The sequence below is a fragment of the Edaphobacter dinghuensis genome (assembly GCF_014640335.1).
In the GTDB taxonomy this organism is placed as follows: Bacteria; Acidobacteriota; Terriglobia; order Terriglobales; family Acidobacteriaceae; genus Edaphobacter; species Edaphobacter dinghuensis.
The window spans coordinates 404,698-424,296 of record NZ_BMGT01000004.1 but is presented as its reverse complement, the minus strand read 5'-3'; the positions used below and the strand labels follow the sequence as shown (position 1 = coordinate 424,296).

Genomic DNA, 19,599 nt, shown 5'->3' with positions numbered 1-19,599 from the left:
TGCAAACACAGGTTCTACTTGCTGCCTTGAGGATGCCACATTCCCGAGATCGCATAGGCTGCATGAACAAGTGCGATATGCGTAAGAGCTTGCGGAAAATTTCCTACCAACTGTTTGCCGACAGGATCGTACTCTTCCGACAATAGGCCGACATCGTTGCATAGATTCAGCAGTCGCTCATAGAGCACAATCGCATCTTCTTTGCGTCCGATGAGCCAAAGATTGGTCACCATCCAAAAGCTGCACGCCAAAAAGACTCCTTCCCCTCCGGGCAACCCATCATCGCTCGTCCTTGTGTTATACCGCTGCACAAAGCCGCCTTTCATCAGGTGCTTTTCGATTGCCTCCACTGTTCCACGGATGCGCGGATCATCAGGCGGAAGAAATCCGACCATCGCGATCCGCAGACACGATGCATCCAGCTCCTTCGATCCGTAAGACTGCACGAAGCTGTTCATCTTTTTATTGAAGCCCTTGGCGCAGACCTCTTTATGAATTTCGTTGCGAACTTTTCTCCATCGCTTAATGTCTCCACCGCCATCGAATTTTTCGTGATGCTTGATCGCGCGATCCAATGCCACCCACGCCATTACCTTCGAATGAGTGAAGTGCTTTCTGCCGTCGCGCGTCTCCCAGATTCCCTCGTCGGGCTGTCGCCATACATCACATAGATGATCGACCAGCGAAGCCTGCAGCGCTGTTGCAGGCAGTCGAATGCTCTCTTCAGGTTCTGGAGTTCTCGCCAGTGCAGCCGCAACCTCTCCGAACACATCCAGTTGAAATTGATTGACTGCGGCATTGCCGATGCGTACGGGCCGCGAGTTTCGATAGCCGGGCAGCCACTCCGCCTCCCACTCTAAAATCTGCCGTTCGCCCCATATTCCATAGATAGTCTGTACCTGATCGGGGGCGCCCGCAATAGCGCGCAACAGCCATCTTCTCCAGGCGACTGCTTCCTCTTCATATCCGGCCAGCATAAGGATGAGGAGCGTAAACGACGTGTCACGCAGCCAGCAATAGCGATAATCCCAGTTGCGCACGCCGCCGATCTTTTCCGGCAGCGAAGTGGTAACTGCAGCGACGATTCCGCCGGAAGGCCGATAGCTCAATGCCTTCAGCGTAATCAACGATCGCTCAATGACCTCTTTGTATGGACCCTTGTACTGATTGCGGTGCGCCCACTCGGTCCATAGTCTCTGCGTCTCTGCTAATGCCCTGGCCGGCGGCATCTCGGGCGGAACCTCCGCAAGGGAGGAGAGATTCGTCAGCGTGAACGTCACAGACTCATGCGCTTTCACCGTAAATTCACTAACCGTCGTCATCCCTTTGCCGTGCAGGGGAGCCTTGGTCTGCAACACGACCATATTGGGTCCAGCCACAGCTCGTAATTCTCCCTTAACACTTGTCACCCAGGGAGTCGTACGACCATAGTCAAAACGGATCGCAAGATCCATTCGCATCGCAACTTTACCGCGTACACCGCGTACGATTCGAACCAGGCTGGAGTGCTCGTCACGCGGTGGCATGAAGTCGATGACACATACCTCGCCTTTTGATGTCTCAAAGGTTGTCTCAACAATCAGCGTATGCTCCCGATACTGCCGCCGAATCGTCTTTATCTTGCCAGCCGGGGCTATCTTCCAGAAGCCATGGTCACTCGTCCCCAGCAGCGCTGCAAAACATGCTCCCGATGAAAACGTCGGCCAGCACAGCCAGTCAATCGAGCCTTCGCGTGAGACTAGTGCTGCCGTTTCGCAATCTCCAATCAGGCAGTAGTCTTCAATTCTTGCGCCATGCAAGCGTAACTCCTCTTTTTTCTTCCGTCGTGCCATTAGTCTCTTCCTCTTTGACGGCAGCGCTTCATCATCAGCAACCGCACATGAGCCAATCGCATCTCTCTAGTCAGCGGTTCGCTCATAAACGGTAGGATGCATAGAGCCAATCATTTGTCGAAACGAATCATTAACATCTACACACTTTGGAATTGAGTTGAATGAAACCTGTTGAGGGTCGCAAGCGCGTCATTATTGAAGATGTTCAACCAGAAGTCGGCTGCGGCCGTTATTCCGCCAAGCGAACGCTGGGCGATAGCGTCACTGTGACCGCAGCGGTCTTCGCTGACGGGCACGACCATATTGCCGGACGGCTGCTCTTTCGTCACGAGAAGGACAGGGCATGGCGATCTGTTCCGCTCAGACCACTGACCAACGATCTCTGGTCGGCGACGTTTACTGTAGACAAGCTCGGGGCCTGGAGCTATAGCATCGAGGCATGGATCGACCACTTCGGCACATGGTTTGCAGACCTTCAAAAGCGCCTCGCCGCTCAACACGATCCAAACGCAGATGCTGTCTCAGCAGCACAAAATATTCCTCTTGCGCTCCGCACCGGGGCTATTCTGCTTGAAGAGGCTGCAACTCGCGCCAAGAGTACGGATGCCAAACTCATTGGCCGGGCTCTGACTACTCTTCAACAGAGTGCCAACAAAGCTGATCTGGCTACCAATCCCATCGACGACAAGTTGATCGACATCGTCAATCGATATCCCGACCTTACCCTTGCCACACGCTACGAACAGAAGCTCTCGCTCTGGGTCGATCGTGAACGTGCGCGTTTTTCCGCTTGGTACGAGATGTTTCCTCGCTCCTCCTCCACCGATCCCTCCCGGCACGGCACCTTCGCAGATGTCGAAGCGCTTCTACCCGACATCGCGGCAATGGGGTTCGACGTTCTCTATCTTCCACCGATTCATCCCATCGGCGAAGCATTCCGTAAAGGCCCCAATAACAACGTTGTCGCATCTAAAGGCGACCCGGGCAGCCCGTGGGCCATCGGCGCAAAAGATGGGGGCCACACAGCGATCCATCAGCAGCTTGGCACGCTAGCCGATTTCGAGCACTTGGTCACTGCCGCTCGCACACATGGTATGGAACTCGCGCTCGATATTGCCTTTCAATGCTCTCCCGATCATCCCTGGGTCACGGAGCATCCTGACTGGTTTATCAAGCGACCCGATGGGTCCATTCAGTATGCAGAAAATCCGCCAAAGAAATATCAGGACATCTATCCGCTTAACTTTGAGTCCTCCAGTTGGCGTTCGCTCTGGCAGGCTTTGCATAATGTCTTCGATTACTGGATTCAGCACGATGTGCATATCTTTCGCGTCGACAACCCTCATACCAAAGCGCTGCCGTTCTGGGAGTGGTGCATCAGCGAGATTCATAAAAAGCATCCCGGGGTCATCTTCCTCGCCGAAGCCTTCACCCGCCCACACGTCATGTACTCGCTTGCCAAAGCAGGATTCACCCAGTCCTATACCTACTTCACTTGGCGTAATACCGGCTCCGAGTTGCAGCAGTATTTCGAAGAAATTACCAGACCGCCCATCAGCGATTTCTTCCGCCCCAATCTATGGCCCAATACGCCCGATATCCTTCACGAAACGCTTCAAACCGGCGGACGGCCCGCCTTCATGCAGCGTGTCATCCTCGCTGCCACGCTTGGCGCAAACTACGGCATCTACGGTCCCGCCTTCGAGCTGGGTGAAAACCTTCCCGCGAAACCCGGCAGTGAAGAATATCTCAACAGCGAAAAGTATGAGATTCGCCGATGGGACCGCAACGCTCAACACTCTCTTGCCCCCCTCATCACGCGCCTTAACCAAATTCGACGAGAGAATCGGGCGCTGCAAAGCGATAGCTCCCTCCACTTCCATCCAGTCGATAACCCGCACATCCTCTGCTATAGCAAGATAACGGAGGACAATCTCATTCTGGTCGCAATCAACCTCGATCCTGTACAGGAGCAGGCTGGCTGGATCGACCTCGATCTTAAGCACCTCGCCATCGGCCACGGTCAGGCCTTTGATGTAGAAGATCTTTTGACCGGAACCCACTATCAGTGGCATGGCCGCAGTAACTATGTCGCTCTGCGTCCCGATGTGATGCCCGCACACGTCTTCCGCATCACACGTGACCCGAACAACGGAAACGGTACTAAACTCACCTCAGCACCTGCACAGGCGGAGACAACTGAGTGAAGAAATCCGGCAGCGCCACCGATCCTCTCTGGTACAAAGACGCGGTCATCTATGAGTTGCATGTCCGCGCCTTCGCCGACTCCAACAATGATGGTATCGGCGATTTCGGTGGACTCCTCTCACGTCTTGATTATCTGCAAGACCTCGGTGTTACCTGCATCTGGCTGCTGCCTTTCTTCCCATCACCTCTGCGCGACGATGGCTACGACATCGCCAATTACATCGATGTCAATCCCAGCTACGGCACCATCGATGATTTCAAGCAGTTTCTCGATGCCGCCCACCAGCGCGGCATGCAGGTGATGATTGAGTTGGTCATCAATCACACCTCCGACCAGCATCCGTGGTTTCAGGCCGCACGGCTTGCCCCCAAAGATTCACCCGAACGCAACATGTATGTCTGGTCCGACACCGACAGGCTCTTTGAGGGTGTCCGCATCATCTTCACCGACACCGAAAAATCGAACTGGACCTGGGATGAGGTCGCACAACAGTATTACTGGCACCGCTTCTTCTCGCATCAACCCGACCTCAACTTCGACAATCCGCGTGTCATGGAAGAAGTCCTTAAAGCCATGCGCTTCTGGCTCGATCTCGGAGTAGACGCTCTTCGCCTCGACGCCATTCCCTATCTCGTCGAACGAGACGGCACCAGTTGCGAGAATGTTCCTGAAACCCACGTCAAGATCAAAGAAATTCGCGCTGTCATCGACGCTGAATATGGAAACCGCGCCATCCTTGCTGAAGCCAACATGTGGCCCGACGATGTTCGTCCATACTTCGGCGAAGGCGACGAATGCCACATGGCCTTCCACTTTCCCCTGATGCCGCGCATCTACATGGCGCTGCGCCAGGAAGACCGCCTTCCCATCACCGACATCATGGCGCAAACCCCGGCCATTCCTGATAACTGCCAGTGGGGCCTCTTCCTTCGCAATCATGATGAGCTGACGCTCGAGATGGTCACCAACGACGAGCGCGACTATATGTATCTCGCCTACTCCGCAGATCCGCGTATGCGCATCAACGTAGGCATTCGCCGCCGTCTCGCTCCTCTGCTCGACAACAACCGCCACCGCATTGAGCTACTGAACTCGCTGCTCTTCAGCTTTCCGGGCACACCAATTCTCTATTACGGCGACGAAATCGGCATGGGCGATAACATCTACCTCGGCGATCGCAATGGCGTCCGCACGCCCATGCAGTGGACCTCCGACCGCAACGCAGGCTTCTCTCGCGCCGTCCCAGCGCGACTCTACGCACCTGTCATCATGGACCCCATATGGGGCTATCAGGCCATCAATGTCGAAGCCCAGCTCAGCGACCAGTCATCTCTGCTGCACTGGACGCGCAACATGATCGCGTTGCGTAAGCTCTTCCAGGTCTTCGGACGCGGCTCGCTTGAGTTCCTCAACCCGGAAAACCGCAAGGTCCTCGCCTACATCCGCTGTTATGACCGCAACGATGGCACGCCTCCCGAGATCGTCCTTTGCGTTGCGAATCTCTCGCGCTTCGCTCAGCCAATCTCGCTCGATCTTTCGCAGTTCGCCAATATGGTTCCAGTGGAGATGCTGGGCTACGTGCCTTTTCCTGTCATCACGGCACAGCCATACGCGCTCACGCTCTCACCCTACTCTTTTCTCTGGCTCGAGCTGCAACCAGCAGCCGAAGCTCCTGAACCCATCGCCATTCAGGAAGGCGAGCGCACGCTCGAGCTTCTCAGTCCTACACTCGATGGCCTGCTCACGGGTAGCGGGCTCGAACTACTTCAGCAAATTCTGCCCACCTACTTGCCGCATCAACGCTGGTTCGGAGCCAAGTCGCGTACGATCAAGACCGTTTGCGTTCTCGATTGGGTTCAGCTACCGAACATCAACGCAGCCCTCGTCTTCCTTGAGATCACATACGAAAATCAGGCAGAAGGCGAAGCCAAGGACATCTATCAACTTCCGCTTACTATTTCCACCGGAGAAGATGTCGAGAATATTCGTAGCTCGACCCCCGGCAGCATCATCGCCACGCTGACCACCCCCACCGGTCCCGCTATCCTGCACGACGCCGTAGCTCGCGAAGACCTGCGCCAATCTCTGCTCAAACTCATCGAAGCCAACAGCGAGATGCCTGCGCAACACGGCTCCATTCAAGGCCACAGCAGCTCTGCCTTTGCAGCGACTCGCGGCACTGGTCCTCTTCCGGCGCGTACCGGCTCAGCCGAGCAGTCGAACACCTCCATTCTCTATGACGCCAAGCTCATCATGAAGCTCTTCCGTCGTCTGCAGCCGGGTGAAAATCCAGATACCGAGATCGGCCGCTTCCTCACTGAGACTGCACACTTCCCCCGCATCGCGCCTTTCCTCGGCGACATTCGCCTCACCGCAGAGAACTCCGAACCCATCACCGTCGCGATGCTGCAAGGTCTCGTCGAAAATGAGGGCGACGGCTGGCAGTGGACTCTCGACGAGCTCTCACGCTACTACGAAAGCGCTGCCACCAACCCCACGCCACACGATACCGGCAAACAACCCTCCTTTCTCGATCCACTTGAGAAAGAAGCAGAGAGTGCATCCCACAAGATCGCTCACGAACACGCCGGCCTCTATCTCGATGCCGCCGCTCTGCTCGGCCGCCGCACCGCCGAGATGCACCTTGCTCTCGCCACCCCAACCGAAGACGCCGCATTCTCCCCCGAGCCATTCTCGCCCTCTGACCTCGAAGCCGACGCCACCCGCATCGATGCGCAGATCGTGCGGACGCTTGACGCCCTCAAACGTGGCATGTCGCATCTCACCGACGATGCCACTGTCGACAGCGCCGCCCTCCTCCTCAGTCGCCGCATCGATCTCTTTGCTCGTGCCAACATCATCACCTCGTCGGCTCCCGGAGCCTCCGGCCAGCGCATTCGCATTCACGGCGACTATCACCTTGGCCAGGTCCTCCGCTCGCATGGCGACTATGTCATCCTCGACTTCGAAGGCGAGCCCGCGCGCCCGCTCGTCGAACGCCGCGCCAAGCAGTCACCACTCAAGGACGTTGCCGGGATGCTTCGCTCTTTCAGCTACGCCGCCTACGCCGGACTTAGCGCCTTCACTCAGCGTCGGCCGCCCAACAATGAAGCTGACGCCCGCAACCTCGAAGCATGGGCGCGACTCTGGCAGAACGCTGTGGCTACTGAATTTCTCCACGCTTATCGCCAAACCATCAACGTCAATCCAAACCTCATCCCCAAGCCTCCGCAGGCGCACATTCTGCTCAACGCATATCTTCTTGAAAAAGCGCTCTATGAGCTACTCTACGAACTCAACAATCGCCCGGCGTGGGTTCGCATCCCGCTTACCGGCATCCTCACTCTTCCACGCGAGGGCAACTTGCCGTAAGCTGACTGTCGTATCTACGGGACCTGAGAGATGTCCGTCCGCTGAAGCATTTGAAACATATCTAAGAAAGTATCCGGGAAATATTCAATAGAAACCTACGATGGCCTCCACCCCAACTCATATCGACGCCGCAACACAGCAGACAGCCGCCATCACCACAGGCAACCTCCTCGTCAGCCTTCCTCCGTTGCCCAACGGATCGTTCGAGGCGATGCTGGCGAACCTTGCCGCCGCCTTTCCCAATCAGACCGTCCTTGTCGCCACTGCCGTAGCTGCGTCGAACGGCACACTCCCTGCGCCGCCGGCCAATATTCAACTTGTACCCTATACTCCGGCGGCAACCTCGACTACCAACTGGGTGCTTACCGCAGCCGACTATCTCAACGCCTTCAAAGGTGCTGAACAAGCCCAGGCCGGCGCCTGTCTTCTGCTCGGCGCCGAATGCCAATCGCTCGCCCCTGAGGCTATCCGTGCTCTCGCTGCATCGGTCACAGGGTCGAACACCGACCTCGCCATGGCGCACTACAACCTTGGCCCTCGCGAAGGTCTCGTCAACTCCGCCATTCTCTATCCGGTTACTCGTGCGCTCTTCTGCATTCGACCTCGCTTTCCTCTCGCTATCGATCTAGCTCTCTCTCTGCGTATGGCAGAGCGGCTCGCCGCAGTTGCACAAAGATTTACATCCACCAATCAGAATGAGGCTCTGCTGTGGGCCTCGGTGGAGGCTGCCACCTCAAACTACACCATCGCCGAAATCGACATCGGCCTCCGCACGCTTCCGCAACCGGCGACAGCAGATCTCAATACACTACTTGCACAGATCGGCGGCTCGCTCTTCAACGAAATCGACACCAAAGCCGCCTTCTGGCAACGTGCGCGAGGTGCGCAGCCCGTACGGCCCTTTGCCCCGTCTACCACTCCTGCGGAAGCCCCAGACATCGCGCCAATGCTCGATGCCTTCCATCTCGCTTACGCTAACCTGCACGAGATCTGGTCGCTCGTCCTGCCGCCAAACTCACTGCTCGGACTTAAGCGCCTCTCCGTCACACCGGCGGCCAGCTTCAACATGCCCGACAGCCTGTGGGCGCGCATCATCTACGACTTCGCCCTGGCTTACCGCCTGCGCACCATCAACCGTGGCCACCTGCTCGGTGCGCTAACACCGCTTTATCTTGCCTGGGTCGCCTCCCATCTTGTCCTCACCGGCAATGGCACGCCGCCCGAAAAGCATATTCAGGATCTCGCCGCCGCCTTCGAGGCCGACAAACCTTATCTCGTATCCCGCTGGCGCTGGCCCGACCGTTTTAATCCATGAGGACGCCCCGGCAAAAGAAATAAGCAAGCAGCTAGAAGTGAATGTCTCAATGCTGATAGCTGGCATCAAAGGAGAAGACCCCATGTGGCAACAAGTTCATAGCGCACTAAGCCAGTCCGCCCACCGAGTGCTCTTCAAACTCGCGAGCTTCCTCCCCGGCCTGCTCGCCCTGCTCGTCGCGGTCATCGTGCTTGCCCTGGTTGGTGCGGTTCTGGCTGCAATTCTGCGCCGCATCCTTATCTCCGCCAAGTTCGATGAGCGGCTCGCACGCAACTCCACGGATGCGCTCTCCGACTGGTCTCCCTCCGGCAGTCCCACGCTGCTTGTCGCACGCATCGTCTTCTGGGCCTGCGTGGTCCTGGGCTTCATCATCGGCATCTCAGCCTTCGACGCCTCCTCCAACGGATCGCAGATCTCGACCTTCCTGCTTCCCTACCTCACCCACTCCGTCGGCGCTATCGTCCTTCTCATCATCGGCAATCTTATTGCGCGGTTTCTGGAGCGTTCGGTTCTCATCGGCGCAGTCAATGCCCGCCTCCAGTACGCACGCTTTCTCTCGCTTGGTATCAAATGGCTGGTTCTTGTGCTCACCGCAGCCATGGTGCTCGACCACCTGGAGATCGGCGGAGCCATCGTCGAGCTCGCCTTCGGCATCCTCTTCGGCGGCATCGTGCTTACGCTCGCCCTTGCTGTCGGTCTGGGCTCTCGCGAGATGGTCAGTCGTTCTCTCGAAAAAAATGTAGAGCGCACCGACGCTACAGCAGCCACTCCGGAGTCCCCCACGTCATCCGAGCCGCTGCGCCACTTCTAAGCCACGCTCTTAGTTGTCTATAAAAAGGGCGCAGCCTCAGCCGCGCCCCATTTAGTTCAATGTTCTCAGTATGCCGGTCCCGACAGCAAGCTTCGCTGCGTCGACTGGTAGAAGCCGTAGAGAGCCACCCCACAGAATCCCGCCATCGGCACCAGATATCCGAGCGCCACACTTCCCGTCTGCCGGGCAATCAGCCCAGCCACCGGCGGAAAGATCGCTCCGCCGACGATTGCCATCACCAGCAATGAGCCGCCGATCTTGGTGTTTCGTCCCAGCCCCTTCAACCCCAGGGCGAAGATCGTGGGATACATGATCGAGATGAAGAATCCGCTGGCTACAACTGCCCACGCCCCCATTAGCCCCGGGCGATTGACTGCCACCAGCATCAGCAGAGCGTTGACAACACCATAAAGCGCGAGCATTCGGCTAGGCCGCACAAAGCGCATCAGTGGAGTCGAAACAAAACGGCCCGCCGCCATCGCAATCAACGTCGCCAGCAGATACAGTGCAGCAGTCCTCTCGCTCACTATGGTGTACTGCTTCATATAAGGAATCAAGCTGCTCCACGAAGAGATCTGCGCGCCTACGTTGCAGAAGTTCGCTGCCACAGCAATCCAGATCGCTGGAACTCGCAGCAGTTCTCCAAAGCTGCCGTGGTTCTCGCCTTCTCCCTCATGCTCCGACGTCATCACCGGAAACTTCGTACGCGAAAGAATCAGAGCGCACAGCAGCACCACCACACCAAACGTCAGATACGTGGGCACCACGCGCATGATCTCGCTATGAAGATAGGCATGATACGTGCCTGCCAGCTTCATCGCTGCAATCTGCACGGCGTTCGGCTCTACGCCCGAGAAGATAAAGTAAGTCCCGATCAGCACTCCCGTAATCGTCCCCGGAGGGTTGAACGCCTGCGAGAAGTTCAGCCGCTGCTCCGAAGTGTGCGGGTCGCCAAACTGCGCGATGAATGGGTTCGCCGCCGTCTCAAGCACCGAGGCACCGCTGCCCACCGTAAACAGCGCGATCAAAAACAGCGAGTATTGCCCGCTCACCGCCGCAGGCCAGAACAGCACCATTCCCGCCCCGAAGATGACCAACCCGGTCACCATTCCGGCCTTATAGCCCCACTTGCGCATCAGCAGCGCGGCGGGAATCGCCATGCAGAAGTAGCCGAAGAAGTTCGCAGTCTGCACTAGTTGTGCGCTGAACTGCGACAGCTCGAACGACTTTCTGAACTGCTGCACCAGAATGTCGGTCAGGTTATTCGACATCCCCCACAGAAAAAACAGTACCGTCACAAAAATAAACGGCAGCAGGTGCCCCACAGGAAACATGGGGTGCTTCGTGCCATCATCAACCTTCGTACTTCCGCCAACCGGCGTAGAAATCTGCATCTCAATCCCTCAATCCTGAACTCTGTTCCTAAGCTTTAAATCTCCACCATAATCTTCGTAAACTTCGCGGGAGCCGCACTCCACTCTCCCAGCATCCGCCCTGCCTCAGTGAGAGGAACCACTGCGCTCACCGCATCCTCCACTGGGAATCGTCCAGCCTCGAGCATGCGGATCACTTCGCGAAAGTCCTCCGGCAGCGCATTCCTGCTACCCATAACATCGAGTTCTTTCTGCACGAACAGTCGCGTCTCATACGCCACCGGCTCCTTCGCATAGCCGATGTAGACCACGCGACCAGTGAACGCGACCTCTTCCACCGCCGCACGAAAGGTCTGCGGCAGACCAATCGCCTCGATCATCACATCCGGCCCATGCCCACCCGTAATGGCGCTCAACCGCTCGTGCAAGTCTTCGTTCTTCGAGTGGATCAGGTGCTTCGCACCGGCCTTGCGCGCAATCTCCAGCTTGGCGTCGTCCATATCGATCGCGATCGTCTCCGCCCCACGAAACGCCGCCGAAGCAATCGCGCCCAACCCGACACCACCACATCCAAACACTGCAACTGTGTCCTCCGCATTCACCCGTCCACGCGCCGCTGCATGAAATCCAACCGTCAACGGTTCAACCAGGCACAGCTCTTGAATCGACAGCTTTGCCGCATACAGCTTCTCTACCGGAACGCTGATGTACTCCGTCATCGCTCCATCGCGCTGCACACCCATCGTCTCGTTGAACTGACAGGCGTTCGCCCTTCCACGCCTGCACGAAGCGCACTTTCCGCAGCTCGTATAAGGCGAAATGGTCACCAGAGTCCCCGCCGCAAAAGCACCACCGCCTTCAACAACCTCAGCCGCAACTTCATGTCCCGGTATACGCGGAAACGTCACCATCGCGTTACGGCCGCGAAACGTGTTCAGATCCGTCCCGCACATTCCCACCATCTTCACCCGCAGCAAAGCTTCACCAACCGGTGCTGCAACCTCCGGGACCTCGGCCACAGACGCAGCCTCAGGCCCTTCCATCCGAAACGCCTTCATCAAAAAACTCCGATCAATCTATTTTCAAATAGGAAAATAGTCTTTCACAAAATCTACTCCAACCCATACACCGCCGTCGCGGTTGCGCCAAATACGGCCTCCCGTTCGGACTCGCTAAAGTCGGCGAAGTAACTCTGCAGCACCTCGAACCAGCGCCCGTACTCACATCCCACCAGACAAACTGGCCAGTCCGAACCGGCCATCAACCGGTGCGGTCCAAACGCTTCCACCACCACATCCAGATAAGGCCGCAGCGACTCCGGCGTCCATGCCTTCCAGTCCGCCTCCGTCACCAAACCCGACACCTTGCACCAAACGTTCTCTCGCTTGCCCAGCTCACGCATCCGTGTTGCCCAGGGCTCCAGCAGCCCCTCGCGAATCAGCGGCTTGGCCATATGGTCCAGCACAAACACCTGCTCCGGGTGTTCGTCCACAAAGTCAATCGTCTGCGGAAGCTGCCGCTCGTAGATCAGGATGTCGTACACCAGCCCGCTACCCAGCAACGTACGAATGCCGGAGTTGAAGTCCTCACGCAGAATGTAGTTCTCGTCCTTCTCTCCCTGAATCACATGCCGTAGCCCCTTCAGCTTCGGCCTGAACTCGAACTCCTCCATCACCCCGGGAAAATCCTCCCCGGCAATCGGAGCCCATCCCACCACACCGCGAATCGCCTCACACTCGTCAGCCATCTGCAACAGCCAGCGAGTCTCCTCCATCGTCTGCCGCGCCTGCACCGCCACCGTGCTGTCGATTCCCGCCGCCGCAATCTCGCGCACTAAATCCTGCGGCAGAAAATCTCTGCGCAGCGCCGTCATCTCGTCATCGATCCACCCATATTCCTTTGGCGTATATCGCCAAAGATGGTGATGCGCATCAACCTTTTCTGCCACTCTCTTCGTCCCCTTCAGCTCGCTCGGCGGCAACTATCACCGCGAAAAAACACGAGCCCAGTCTATCGCAGCCGCGCTACGACTGGCTCCGCACGCATCCTTCTTCAAGAAGCAGGTCAGCGTCTGACAGCCCAGGCCATACCGTCGGGCTCGCCGCCAGCCTCAATGTGACCCGTCACCGCAAGCGTCTTCAGATCGATGATCGCAACGTAGTTATCGGGGCCGCACGCGGCAAACGCTCGCGTACCATCGGGATCTACCAGCACACCGCCTGAGCCGTGACCGATAGGAATGCGCTTGATCACTTTGCGTGTACTCGCATCCAGAACGACAAGCTCCGACCCACTCGACACCAGTACACGCCTGCCGTCAGGGGTGAACTTCAGCCGGTTCGCTCCATGAACGTTGATGGCCAGTGTATCGACGACCTTCTTCTGCTGAAAATTAATGACAGAGAGCGTGCCGTCCTGCGCATTGGCAACCCAGATCTCCTTGCCATCGGGAGAGACATCAAAGCCCTCGGAGCCATTGCCGACACGGACCACCGTCTCGTTCCAATCAGTGCGAGCCGCGCCGCCAGGCCCACCCGGCGGTGGTGGCGGCATTCCGCCAGGTCCGTGGACTCCAGGCGGAGGCCCAGGCATCCGCACCGGCTCCTGGTCGATGATGCTTACCGTCCCCGAATTGACGTTGGTCGTAACGATGCGTTGCCCGTCTTTCGAGACATAAATCATGTGGGTGCGGTTCTGCCCTGTACCAAGAATCCAATCGACCTTACCGGTAGCGGGGTCGTAGCGGCCAATCGCCTTGGCGCCTTCGGCAGTAAACCACGTCTTGCCTTCTTCAAACGTAAGTCCATGAGGCCCGCGCAGCGGACCAAGGTCTATCGTCTTAACTCTTTTATCCGTTACCAGATCGACCACGGTGAGCGTGTTGTACGCGCCGAAGCCATAGTTCGAGACATACGCTGTCTTGCCATCCTCCGACGCAATCACCTCATGAGGATCATTGCCCACCGGCACCTTGGCGAGCAGACGCAAGCTCGAAGGATCGACGACACTCAAGCTGTGCTCCTGCTTCGAGAGCACCAGCAGCGATGCCGAAGGTTTGCTCTGCCCATAGAGAAAACCGGAGAGGCATAGATAGACGACGGGAACAGAAGCGTGAACAAGAGCTTTCATGCGTTGAGCGTACCCCTAAACCTCGCCATAACGCCAGAAATTAAGACACTCCATAAACTCCTGATCAAGCTCGGCTTTTCAGCTCGGGATACCGCTCAAAGATCATGCGCTGGTCTTCGGCGCTCAGTTGCCCCAGTCGCTTCGGCTTATCCTGCGGCCGCATGCCTTTCTGGTTGAGCACATTCATCAGGCTCCACTCCCGTTGCAGCCCTTGCGGCTCTTCAGCCTTCAGGTCATACCGCGTAAAGTCGATCGCCATGGCGGGGCTGTTCTTCGTCCAGTCGTGCAAGAGCGCCAGCCGAAACTCGCGGTTCATGAACCACTCGATCTCGAGGTTCTTCTCCGAACCCGGCGCGCCGGTCCCTTTCTCGTCAAACCGGTAGTTGAGCGACGCATTGCTGGGCGTATGCTTGCGCCACTCCAACCCAAACGCGCCTTCGGTGATGACCTGCGTATCCGGCCATCTGTCGTGTATGTTTTGCAGCCAGTAGGTCAGGTCCTCGTCGTGGCCCACCGATACCTCCCAGATGCCCGTTACCCAACCAAAGCCGTTCAGTGCGTGGCCGCGATCGAAGTGCACGGCGGTGGTATCCATCATCTCTTTGCGGCCTACTTCCTTGCCCAGATTGCCCACTGTCTCAATCGGTCCTACTCCCATCCGACTATTGAAGCCTCCCTGAAAGCCATCTCTTCGCGCGGTCAGGAAATCGCAGGTCCACCCATCGAGGCAGACGCAGTCGATAAAGTCGGCGGGCCCCTGCGCGGGCTTTAGATAGTGTTCGCGGCTGGGATAATAGGGGTAGCAGATGCCTCCATCGCCGTCGCCGTGATCGATGCCGTGTTGGCTCCAGATCTGTCCCTGGCACACATGAATGCCCTCTTCAGTAGACAGCAGCCTCTGATTTTCGGCGTCCATAAAGCCCGCCACCACACACTCCGGGCGATAGCCTCTGCCAACCATGTCGGAGACGATCCCCAGAGCATCATGCATCGTCTGTCGGATGTGGTCGCGCGTGTCATACATCGGTGCAAAGTAGCCGCCGGGAATAAAGGTGATCTCGTCACCATAACGGTCGTGGTACGAGGCCAACAGCTTCCGCGCCTGCTTGTACTCATCCCGGTCGTCTTTTAAAGCCAGCCAACTGATGGCCCACGTCATCTTCCCGTTTGGGCATCCCCGAGCAAAGGCCTCTCGCCGCGAGCGGATATGGCCGGGGCTGTTATCGAGATGCTCATCCTCACCGATCGAGCGAGTGGGAGTTACCTCAATCTGGTTCACGCGCACAACCGAAACATGGGTCAGAAACCGTCCCTGCAAAGGAGACAAGCGAGGAAGTCCTTCTGCCAGGGCACGGGTGCCCACCCCCGTTCCGCACAGTGCAAGAGATGCCGCCGAACCTGCCGCTCCCTCAAGAAAATGCCGCCTGCTCCAGTTGCTGCTCAAAGGCCTATACCCCAATCTCATCAATTGCCGCCACCGCTTCGGTAGATGTTCGTTCCCCGGCAGGAGCCATACTAGCAGCCGTATTCCACTCACCGCGCAGATCCGTGCGGCTCGCCTCACAGCATTTAAGGAAAATCCACATACGGTAACGGTCTCCGCAGCATCACACTCTCGGGAGCCTCCTTCCATGCCGATAAAAAAATCCGCAGCCAACTTCACGACGCAGAGCCGCATCGTCCTTCCCGGCAGCCAAAAGCCCAGCTTCATCCAACCCGCCGTCGAAAAACCTGTTCCTCCCGCCAGGCAAATTACCGTCTCGGTCGTGGTGAAGTGCAAGACGCCGCTCAAAGCCGCAAATCGCCTGGGCAAAGAGCGCCTCACCCGCGTCCAGTTTCGCCAGTCCCACGGCCCCGACCCCAACGCCCTCAAGCTCGTCCGCGCCTTCGCCAAAGAGTATGGACTCACCCCCGTCGCCGGTACCCCCATCCCCGGCAGCTGCATCCTCAAACTCACCGGCACTATCGCCAACATGCAGAGAGCCTTCGGCACCACCCTTGTGCACAAGACCAATGAGGCTGCAACCTATCGCATCCGCGAAGGCAGCATCACCCTTCCGTCCGAGCTCTCCGGCAAGATCGAAGCCGTTCTCGGCCTCGATAACCGCCCCCAGGCCCAGCCCCACTTTCGCATCGCCCATGGAAGCAGCACCCCTCTCGGGCAGGGTGGAGGCTTCGCCACGCCCCAAGTCCGGGCCCAGGCCGACATCTCCTACACCCCCGTCCAGGTCGCCCAGCTCTACCAGTTCCCGGCCAACGCCAGCGGCGCAGGCCAGACCATCGGCATCCTCGAGCTAGGCGGAGGCTACCGGGCCGCCGATCTGACCGCCTACTTCAAGACTCTCGGCCAGCCCGCACCCAACGTCACGGCTGTCTCCGTCGACGGAGCCAAGAACAGCCCATCCACCGCCGACAGCGCTGATGGCGAAGTGATGCTCGACATCGAGGTCGCCGCCGCCGTAGCCCCCGGAGCCAACATCGCCGTCTATTTTGCCCCCAACACCGATCAGGGTTTTCTCGACGGCCTCGACACCGCCATCCACGACACCACCAACAAGCCCAGCGTCATCTCCATCAGCTGGGGTTCGGCAGAGGCCAACTGGACACAGCAGGCCATGACCGCACTTGACTCCGCCTGCCAGTCCGCCGCCGCCCTCGGCATCTCCATCACCGTAGCCGCAGGCGACAACGGCTCTTCCGACGGCGGCACTGGCAATAACGTCGACTTCCCTTCCTCCAGCCCTCACGTGCTCGCCTGCGGAGGAACCACCCTCACCGGCAGCGGAAGCACCATTTCCAGCGAGGTCGTCTGGAACGAGCAGGCCAGCAATGAGGGAGCCACCGGCGGAGGCGTCAGCAACGTCTTCCCTCTCCCCTCCTGGCAGGCCAACTCCAATGTGCCCGCGCCGAGCAACAGCGCCGGAGGCCGAGGCGTCCCCGACGTCTGCGGCGACGCCGACCCCGCCACCGGGTACACCGTCCGCGTCGACGGCCAGACAATGGTCATTGGAGGCACCAGCGCCGTGGCTCCGCTGTGGGCAGGTCTCATCGCCGTAGCTAACCAACAGAACGGCAAAGCCGCAGGGTTTCTTCAACCTCAGATCTACGCTGCCAAGGCCAAATCCGGCTTCCGCGACATCACCTCGGGCAATAATGGCAGCTTCAGCGCTGGTCCCGGCTGGGACGCCTGCACCGGTCTCGGCTCCCCCATCACCAGCACCCTCATCCCGCTTCTGGCCGCTGGCACTACCTCCGGCAAGAAGCCCTCTAAGCCAAAGCCGACCAAAAAGAAGTCCACAAAAAAACCGAAGCGATAAAAAAAAGAGAGGCACCCTAAGCTGGTGCCTCTCTTTTCCCTACCGAAAGGATAAGACCTAAGCCAGTCGCTTCTTCATCAAGTCGCGTGCAATCGCATCGAGCACGCCATTGAGAAAGTGGATCGACTCCGGTGCAGCATAGCGCCGCCCTACCTCCAGCGACTCGTTAATGACGATCGCCGCCGGTGTATTAGGAAATCCCAGCATCTCAGCCACAGCCGTGCGAAGCAGGCTGCGATCCACCACCGGCATGCGCTCGATCCGCCAGTTCTGCGCGTGGGCTTCAATCAAGGCATCGATCTCAGTCTGCCGCGAAGTTGCGATGCGGTACAGATCTTCGGCAAAACCACGGGTCTCCGCGTCCACATCGTCCCGCGAGGGCCAGAAGAGCTTACGCACCTCCTCGGGGCTCTGTTTGCCTAGATCGCCCTGAAACAGCATCTGCATCGTCAATTCACGCGATTTACGGCGAGTTCCCATTAGCGCTTCACCGCCAGCTTCTTCTGGATCGACACCATCTCAATCGCTGCAATCGCAGCCTCAAACCCTTTATTTCCAGCCTTCACGCCTGCCCGGTCGAGCGCCTGCTCCAGCGTCTCGCAGGTCAGCACACCAAAGGCATGAGGAACACCCGTCTCCTGCTGCGACTGGCCGATGCCCCGCGCCACCTCGGTATAAATGGCCTCATAGTGTGCGGTCTCGCCACGCAACAGGCAGCCCAGCGTAATGATTGCATCGAACCGCTTCGACTCAGCCAGCGTGCGCGCAGCCGACGGAATCTCCCACGCACCCGGCACACGAACGATCTCCACATCGGCCTTAGCCGCACCGCTTCGATACAGCCCATCCAGCGATCCCTGCAACAACCGGTCGGTAATGACCGCATTCCAGCGCGCAGTCACGATGGCAAACCGCATTCCAGCGGCAGACAGATCGCCTTCGATGGCAAGCGGCTTATTGTGCAGCGGATTCTCTGACTGCCAAAAGCCCAGCGTCAGCGCCTCTGCTTCCCCGGTCGCAATCCTGACCGTAAACAGACGGCTGTTCCACTTCGTAAGCTCCGGCGCCGAGAGCAACTGCTCAATCTCTTCGGTGCGATAGTAGGCCAACATCCACCTCTCTACCGCGGCATGAACCTGATCGAGCTGCGTGACCTCAATCAGCAGCGGCGGGACCGAAGGCGATCTGCCAGTGACAAACTCAAGGTTCCCCAGAGGCGCGAGATGCTCGGAACCGTGTCCCTTGCCGTCCTTGTCCTGCCAGCTTTTACCCGGCTCAAAACCCAGCGCGGCAAGCAGGCTGTTAAGCCGCTCGAACGTATCTGCCGAAGAAACGGCGCTGACAACCGTAATTCCCTTAATCATAAGTTCGATTGTATCGTCTGAGATGCAACCCGAAGGAGAGCTCCGTGAACTACGAGACGCTGCTGTGCGAGGTCCACGAGCAGATCGCGACTGTAACCCTGAACCGGCCCAAGGTTCTGAATGCATTGAACACCAAGGTCTTCGACGAGTTGGAAGCAGTCTTTACGGCCCTCGCCAGCGATTCTTCCGTTCGCGTGATCCTATTGACCGGTGCCGGGGAAAAGGCATTCGCAGCAGGTGCCGACATCAATGAGCTTGCAGCAACCGATGCAATATCCGGCGAAGCCAAGGCGCGCCGAGGGCAAGGCGTATTTCGGCTGATCGAGACCTGCGGCAAGCCGGTGATCGCCTGCATCAACGGCTTCGCACTTGGTGGCGGATGCGAGTTGGCGATGGCCTGCACCATCCGTCTCGCCAGCGAAACAGCCCGTCTGGGACAGCCGGAGGTAAAGCTCGGCCTGGTGCCGGGATACGGTGGCACTCAACGCCTGCCGCGGCTTGTCGGGCGGTCGTCGGCCCTTCGCCTGATGCTGACAGGAGAGATGATTGGAGCGGCCGAGGCACTCCGGATCGGACTGGTAGACGAGGTCTTGCCACCCGAACAATTAATGGATCGAGCAAAGGAGCTGGCCGGCGCAATCGCGGCAATGGCTCCGCTGGCCGTGGCCGGATGCCTGGAGGCCGTCGAGCGAGGGAACGGGCTGGGGATCGACGACGCCATGAAGGTGGAGGCGGCAATATTCGGGCGGCTCTGCGGAACAGCCGATAAGTCCGAAGGAACAGCCGCGTTTCTGGAGAAGCGGTCTCCAAAATGGGCAGGACGGTAAAAACAGGGGGAAACTTTGCGTTTTGGCACTTTTCTGAAGGAGTACCCGCT

The 19,599-nt window shown here is 58.3% G+C and carries 14 protein-coding genes; 6 read left to right on the top strand and 8 right to left on the bottom strand.

The features are described 5' to 3' along the window. Window positions 1–14 precede the first annotated feature (14 nt). A complete protein-coding gene (locus IEW09_RS18040) occupies window positions 15–1,832 on the bottom strand; it encodes a glycoside hydrolase family 15 protein (protein WP_188555642.1) in 1,818 nt (605 codons plus the stop codon). 161 nt (window positions 1,833–1,993) lie between these two features. Between IEW09_RS18040 and IEW09_RS18035 the strand changes: the two genes are divergently transcribed. The 4 genes from IEW09_RS18035 to IEW09_RS18020 all read left to right on the top strand — a co-directional run bounded on the left by IEW09_RS18035 (window position 1,994) and on the right by IEW09_RS18020 (window position 9,539). Beyond that, window positions 1,994–4,039 carry an alpha-1,4-glucan--maltose-1-phosphate maltosyltransferase gene (locus tag IEW09_RS18035; RefSeq protein ID WP_188555641.1) on the top strand — a complete coding sequence of 682 codons (2,046 nt, stop codon included), beginning with the start codon at window positions 1,994–1,996 and terminating at the stop codon, window positions 4,037–4,039. Next, entirely contained in the window at window positions 4,036–7,413 is a 3,378-nt protein-coding gene (gene treS, locus IEW09_RS18030; protein ID WP_188555640.1) for a maltose alpha-D-glucosyltransferase, read from the top strand. The genes IEW09_RS18035 and treS overlap by 4 nt, the downstream gene beginning before the upstream one ends. 100 nt (window positions 7,414–7,513) lie before the next feature. Continuing rightward, entirely contained in the window at window positions 7,514–8,728 is a 1,215-nt protein-coding gene (locus IEW09_RS18025) for a hypothetical protein (protein ID WP_188555639.1), read from the top strand. Between the two features lie 82 nt (window positions 8,729–8,810). Further along, window positions 8,811–9,539, top strand: coding sequence for a hypothetical protein (locus tag IEW09_RS18020; protein WP_188555638.1), 729 nt, complete (start codon window positions 8,811–8,813; stop codon window positions 9,537–9,539). Between the two features lie 65 nt (window positions 9,540–9,604). On the opposite strand, the gene fucP is transcribed toward IEW09_RS18020, so the two are convergent. From fucP to IEW09_RS17995, 5 genes are all read right to left on the bottom strand, one after another. After that, the gene (gene fucP, locus IEW09_RS18015) at window positions 9,605–10,933 is read right to left on the bottom strand and encodes an L-fucose:H+ symporter permease (RefSeq protein WP_188555637.1); all 1,329 of its coding nucleotides are present in this window, start codon (window positions 10,931–10,933) and stop codon (window positions 9,605–9,607) included. A 35-nt stretch (window positions 10,934–10,968) separates the two neighbouring features. Then, window positions 10,969–11,970, bottom strand: coding sequence for a zinc-binding alcohol dehydrogenase family protein (locus IEW09_RS18010; protein WP_188555636.1), 1,002 nt, complete (start codon window positions 11,968–11,970; stop codon window positions 10,969–10,971). A 53-nt stretch (window positions 11,971–12,023) separates the two neighbouring features. Continuing rightward, entirely contained in the window at window positions 12,024–12,860 is an 837-nt protein-coding gene (locus tag IEW09_RS18005; RefSeq protein WP_188555635.1) for an amidohydrolase family protein, read from the bottom strand. 116 nt (window positions 12,861–12,976) lie between these two features. Then, window positions 12,977–14,041 carry a YVTN family beta-propeller repeat protein gene (locus IEW09_RS18000; protein ID WP_188555634.1) on the bottom strand — a complete coding sequence of 355 codons (1,065 nt, stop codon included), beginning with the start codon at window positions 14,039–14,041 and terminating at the stop codon, window positions 12,977–12,979. Window positions 14,042–14,105: 64 nt separating this feature from the next. Then, window positions 14,106–15,404, bottom strand: a complete 1,299-nt coding sequence (locus tag IEW09_RS17995) for a DUF3863 domain-containing protein (RefSeq protein ID WP_229739425.1) — start codon at window positions 15,402–15,404, stop codon at window positions 14,106–14,108. Window positions 15,405–15,672: 268 nt separating this feature from the next. On the opposite strand from IEW09_RS17995, the gene IEW09_RS17990 reads away from it, so the two are divergent. Next, the gene (locus IEW09_RS17990) at window positions 15,673–17,358 is read left to right on the top strand and encodes a S53 family peptidase (RefSeq protein WP_188555632.1); all 1,686 of its coding nucleotides are present in this window, start codon (window positions 15,673–15,675) and stop codon (window positions 17,356–17,358) included. Window positions 17,359–17,415: 57 nt separating this feature from the next. Here the strand turns inward: IEW09_RS17990 and nusB are convergent, their stop codons facing one another. Beyond that, window positions 17,416–17,838, bottom strand: coding sequence for a transcription antitermination factor NusB (gene nusB, locus IEW09_RS17985; protein WP_188555631.1), 423 nt, complete (start codon window positions 17,836–17,838; stop codon window positions 17,416–17,418). Further along, window positions 17,838–18,722 (bottom strand): 6,7-dimethyl-8-ribityllumazine synthase, encoded by an 885-nt coding sequence (gene ribH / locus IEW09_RS17980; RefSeq protein WP_188555630.1) that lies wholly within the window; start codon window positions 18,720–18,722, stop codon window positions 17,838–17,840. The genes nusB and ribH overlap by 1 nt, the downstream gene beginning before the upstream one ends. Before the next feature lie 44 nt (window positions 18,723–18,766). Between ribH and IEW09_RS17975 the strand changes: the two genes are divergently transcribed. Next, window positions 18,767–19,549 (top strand): enoyl-CoA hydratase/isomerase family protein, encoded by a 783-nt coding sequence (locus IEW09_RS17975; RefSeq protein ID WP_188555629.1) that lies wholly within the window; start codon window positions 18,767–18,769, stop codon window positions 19,547–19,549. Window positions 19,550–19,599: the final 50 nt, after the last annotated feature.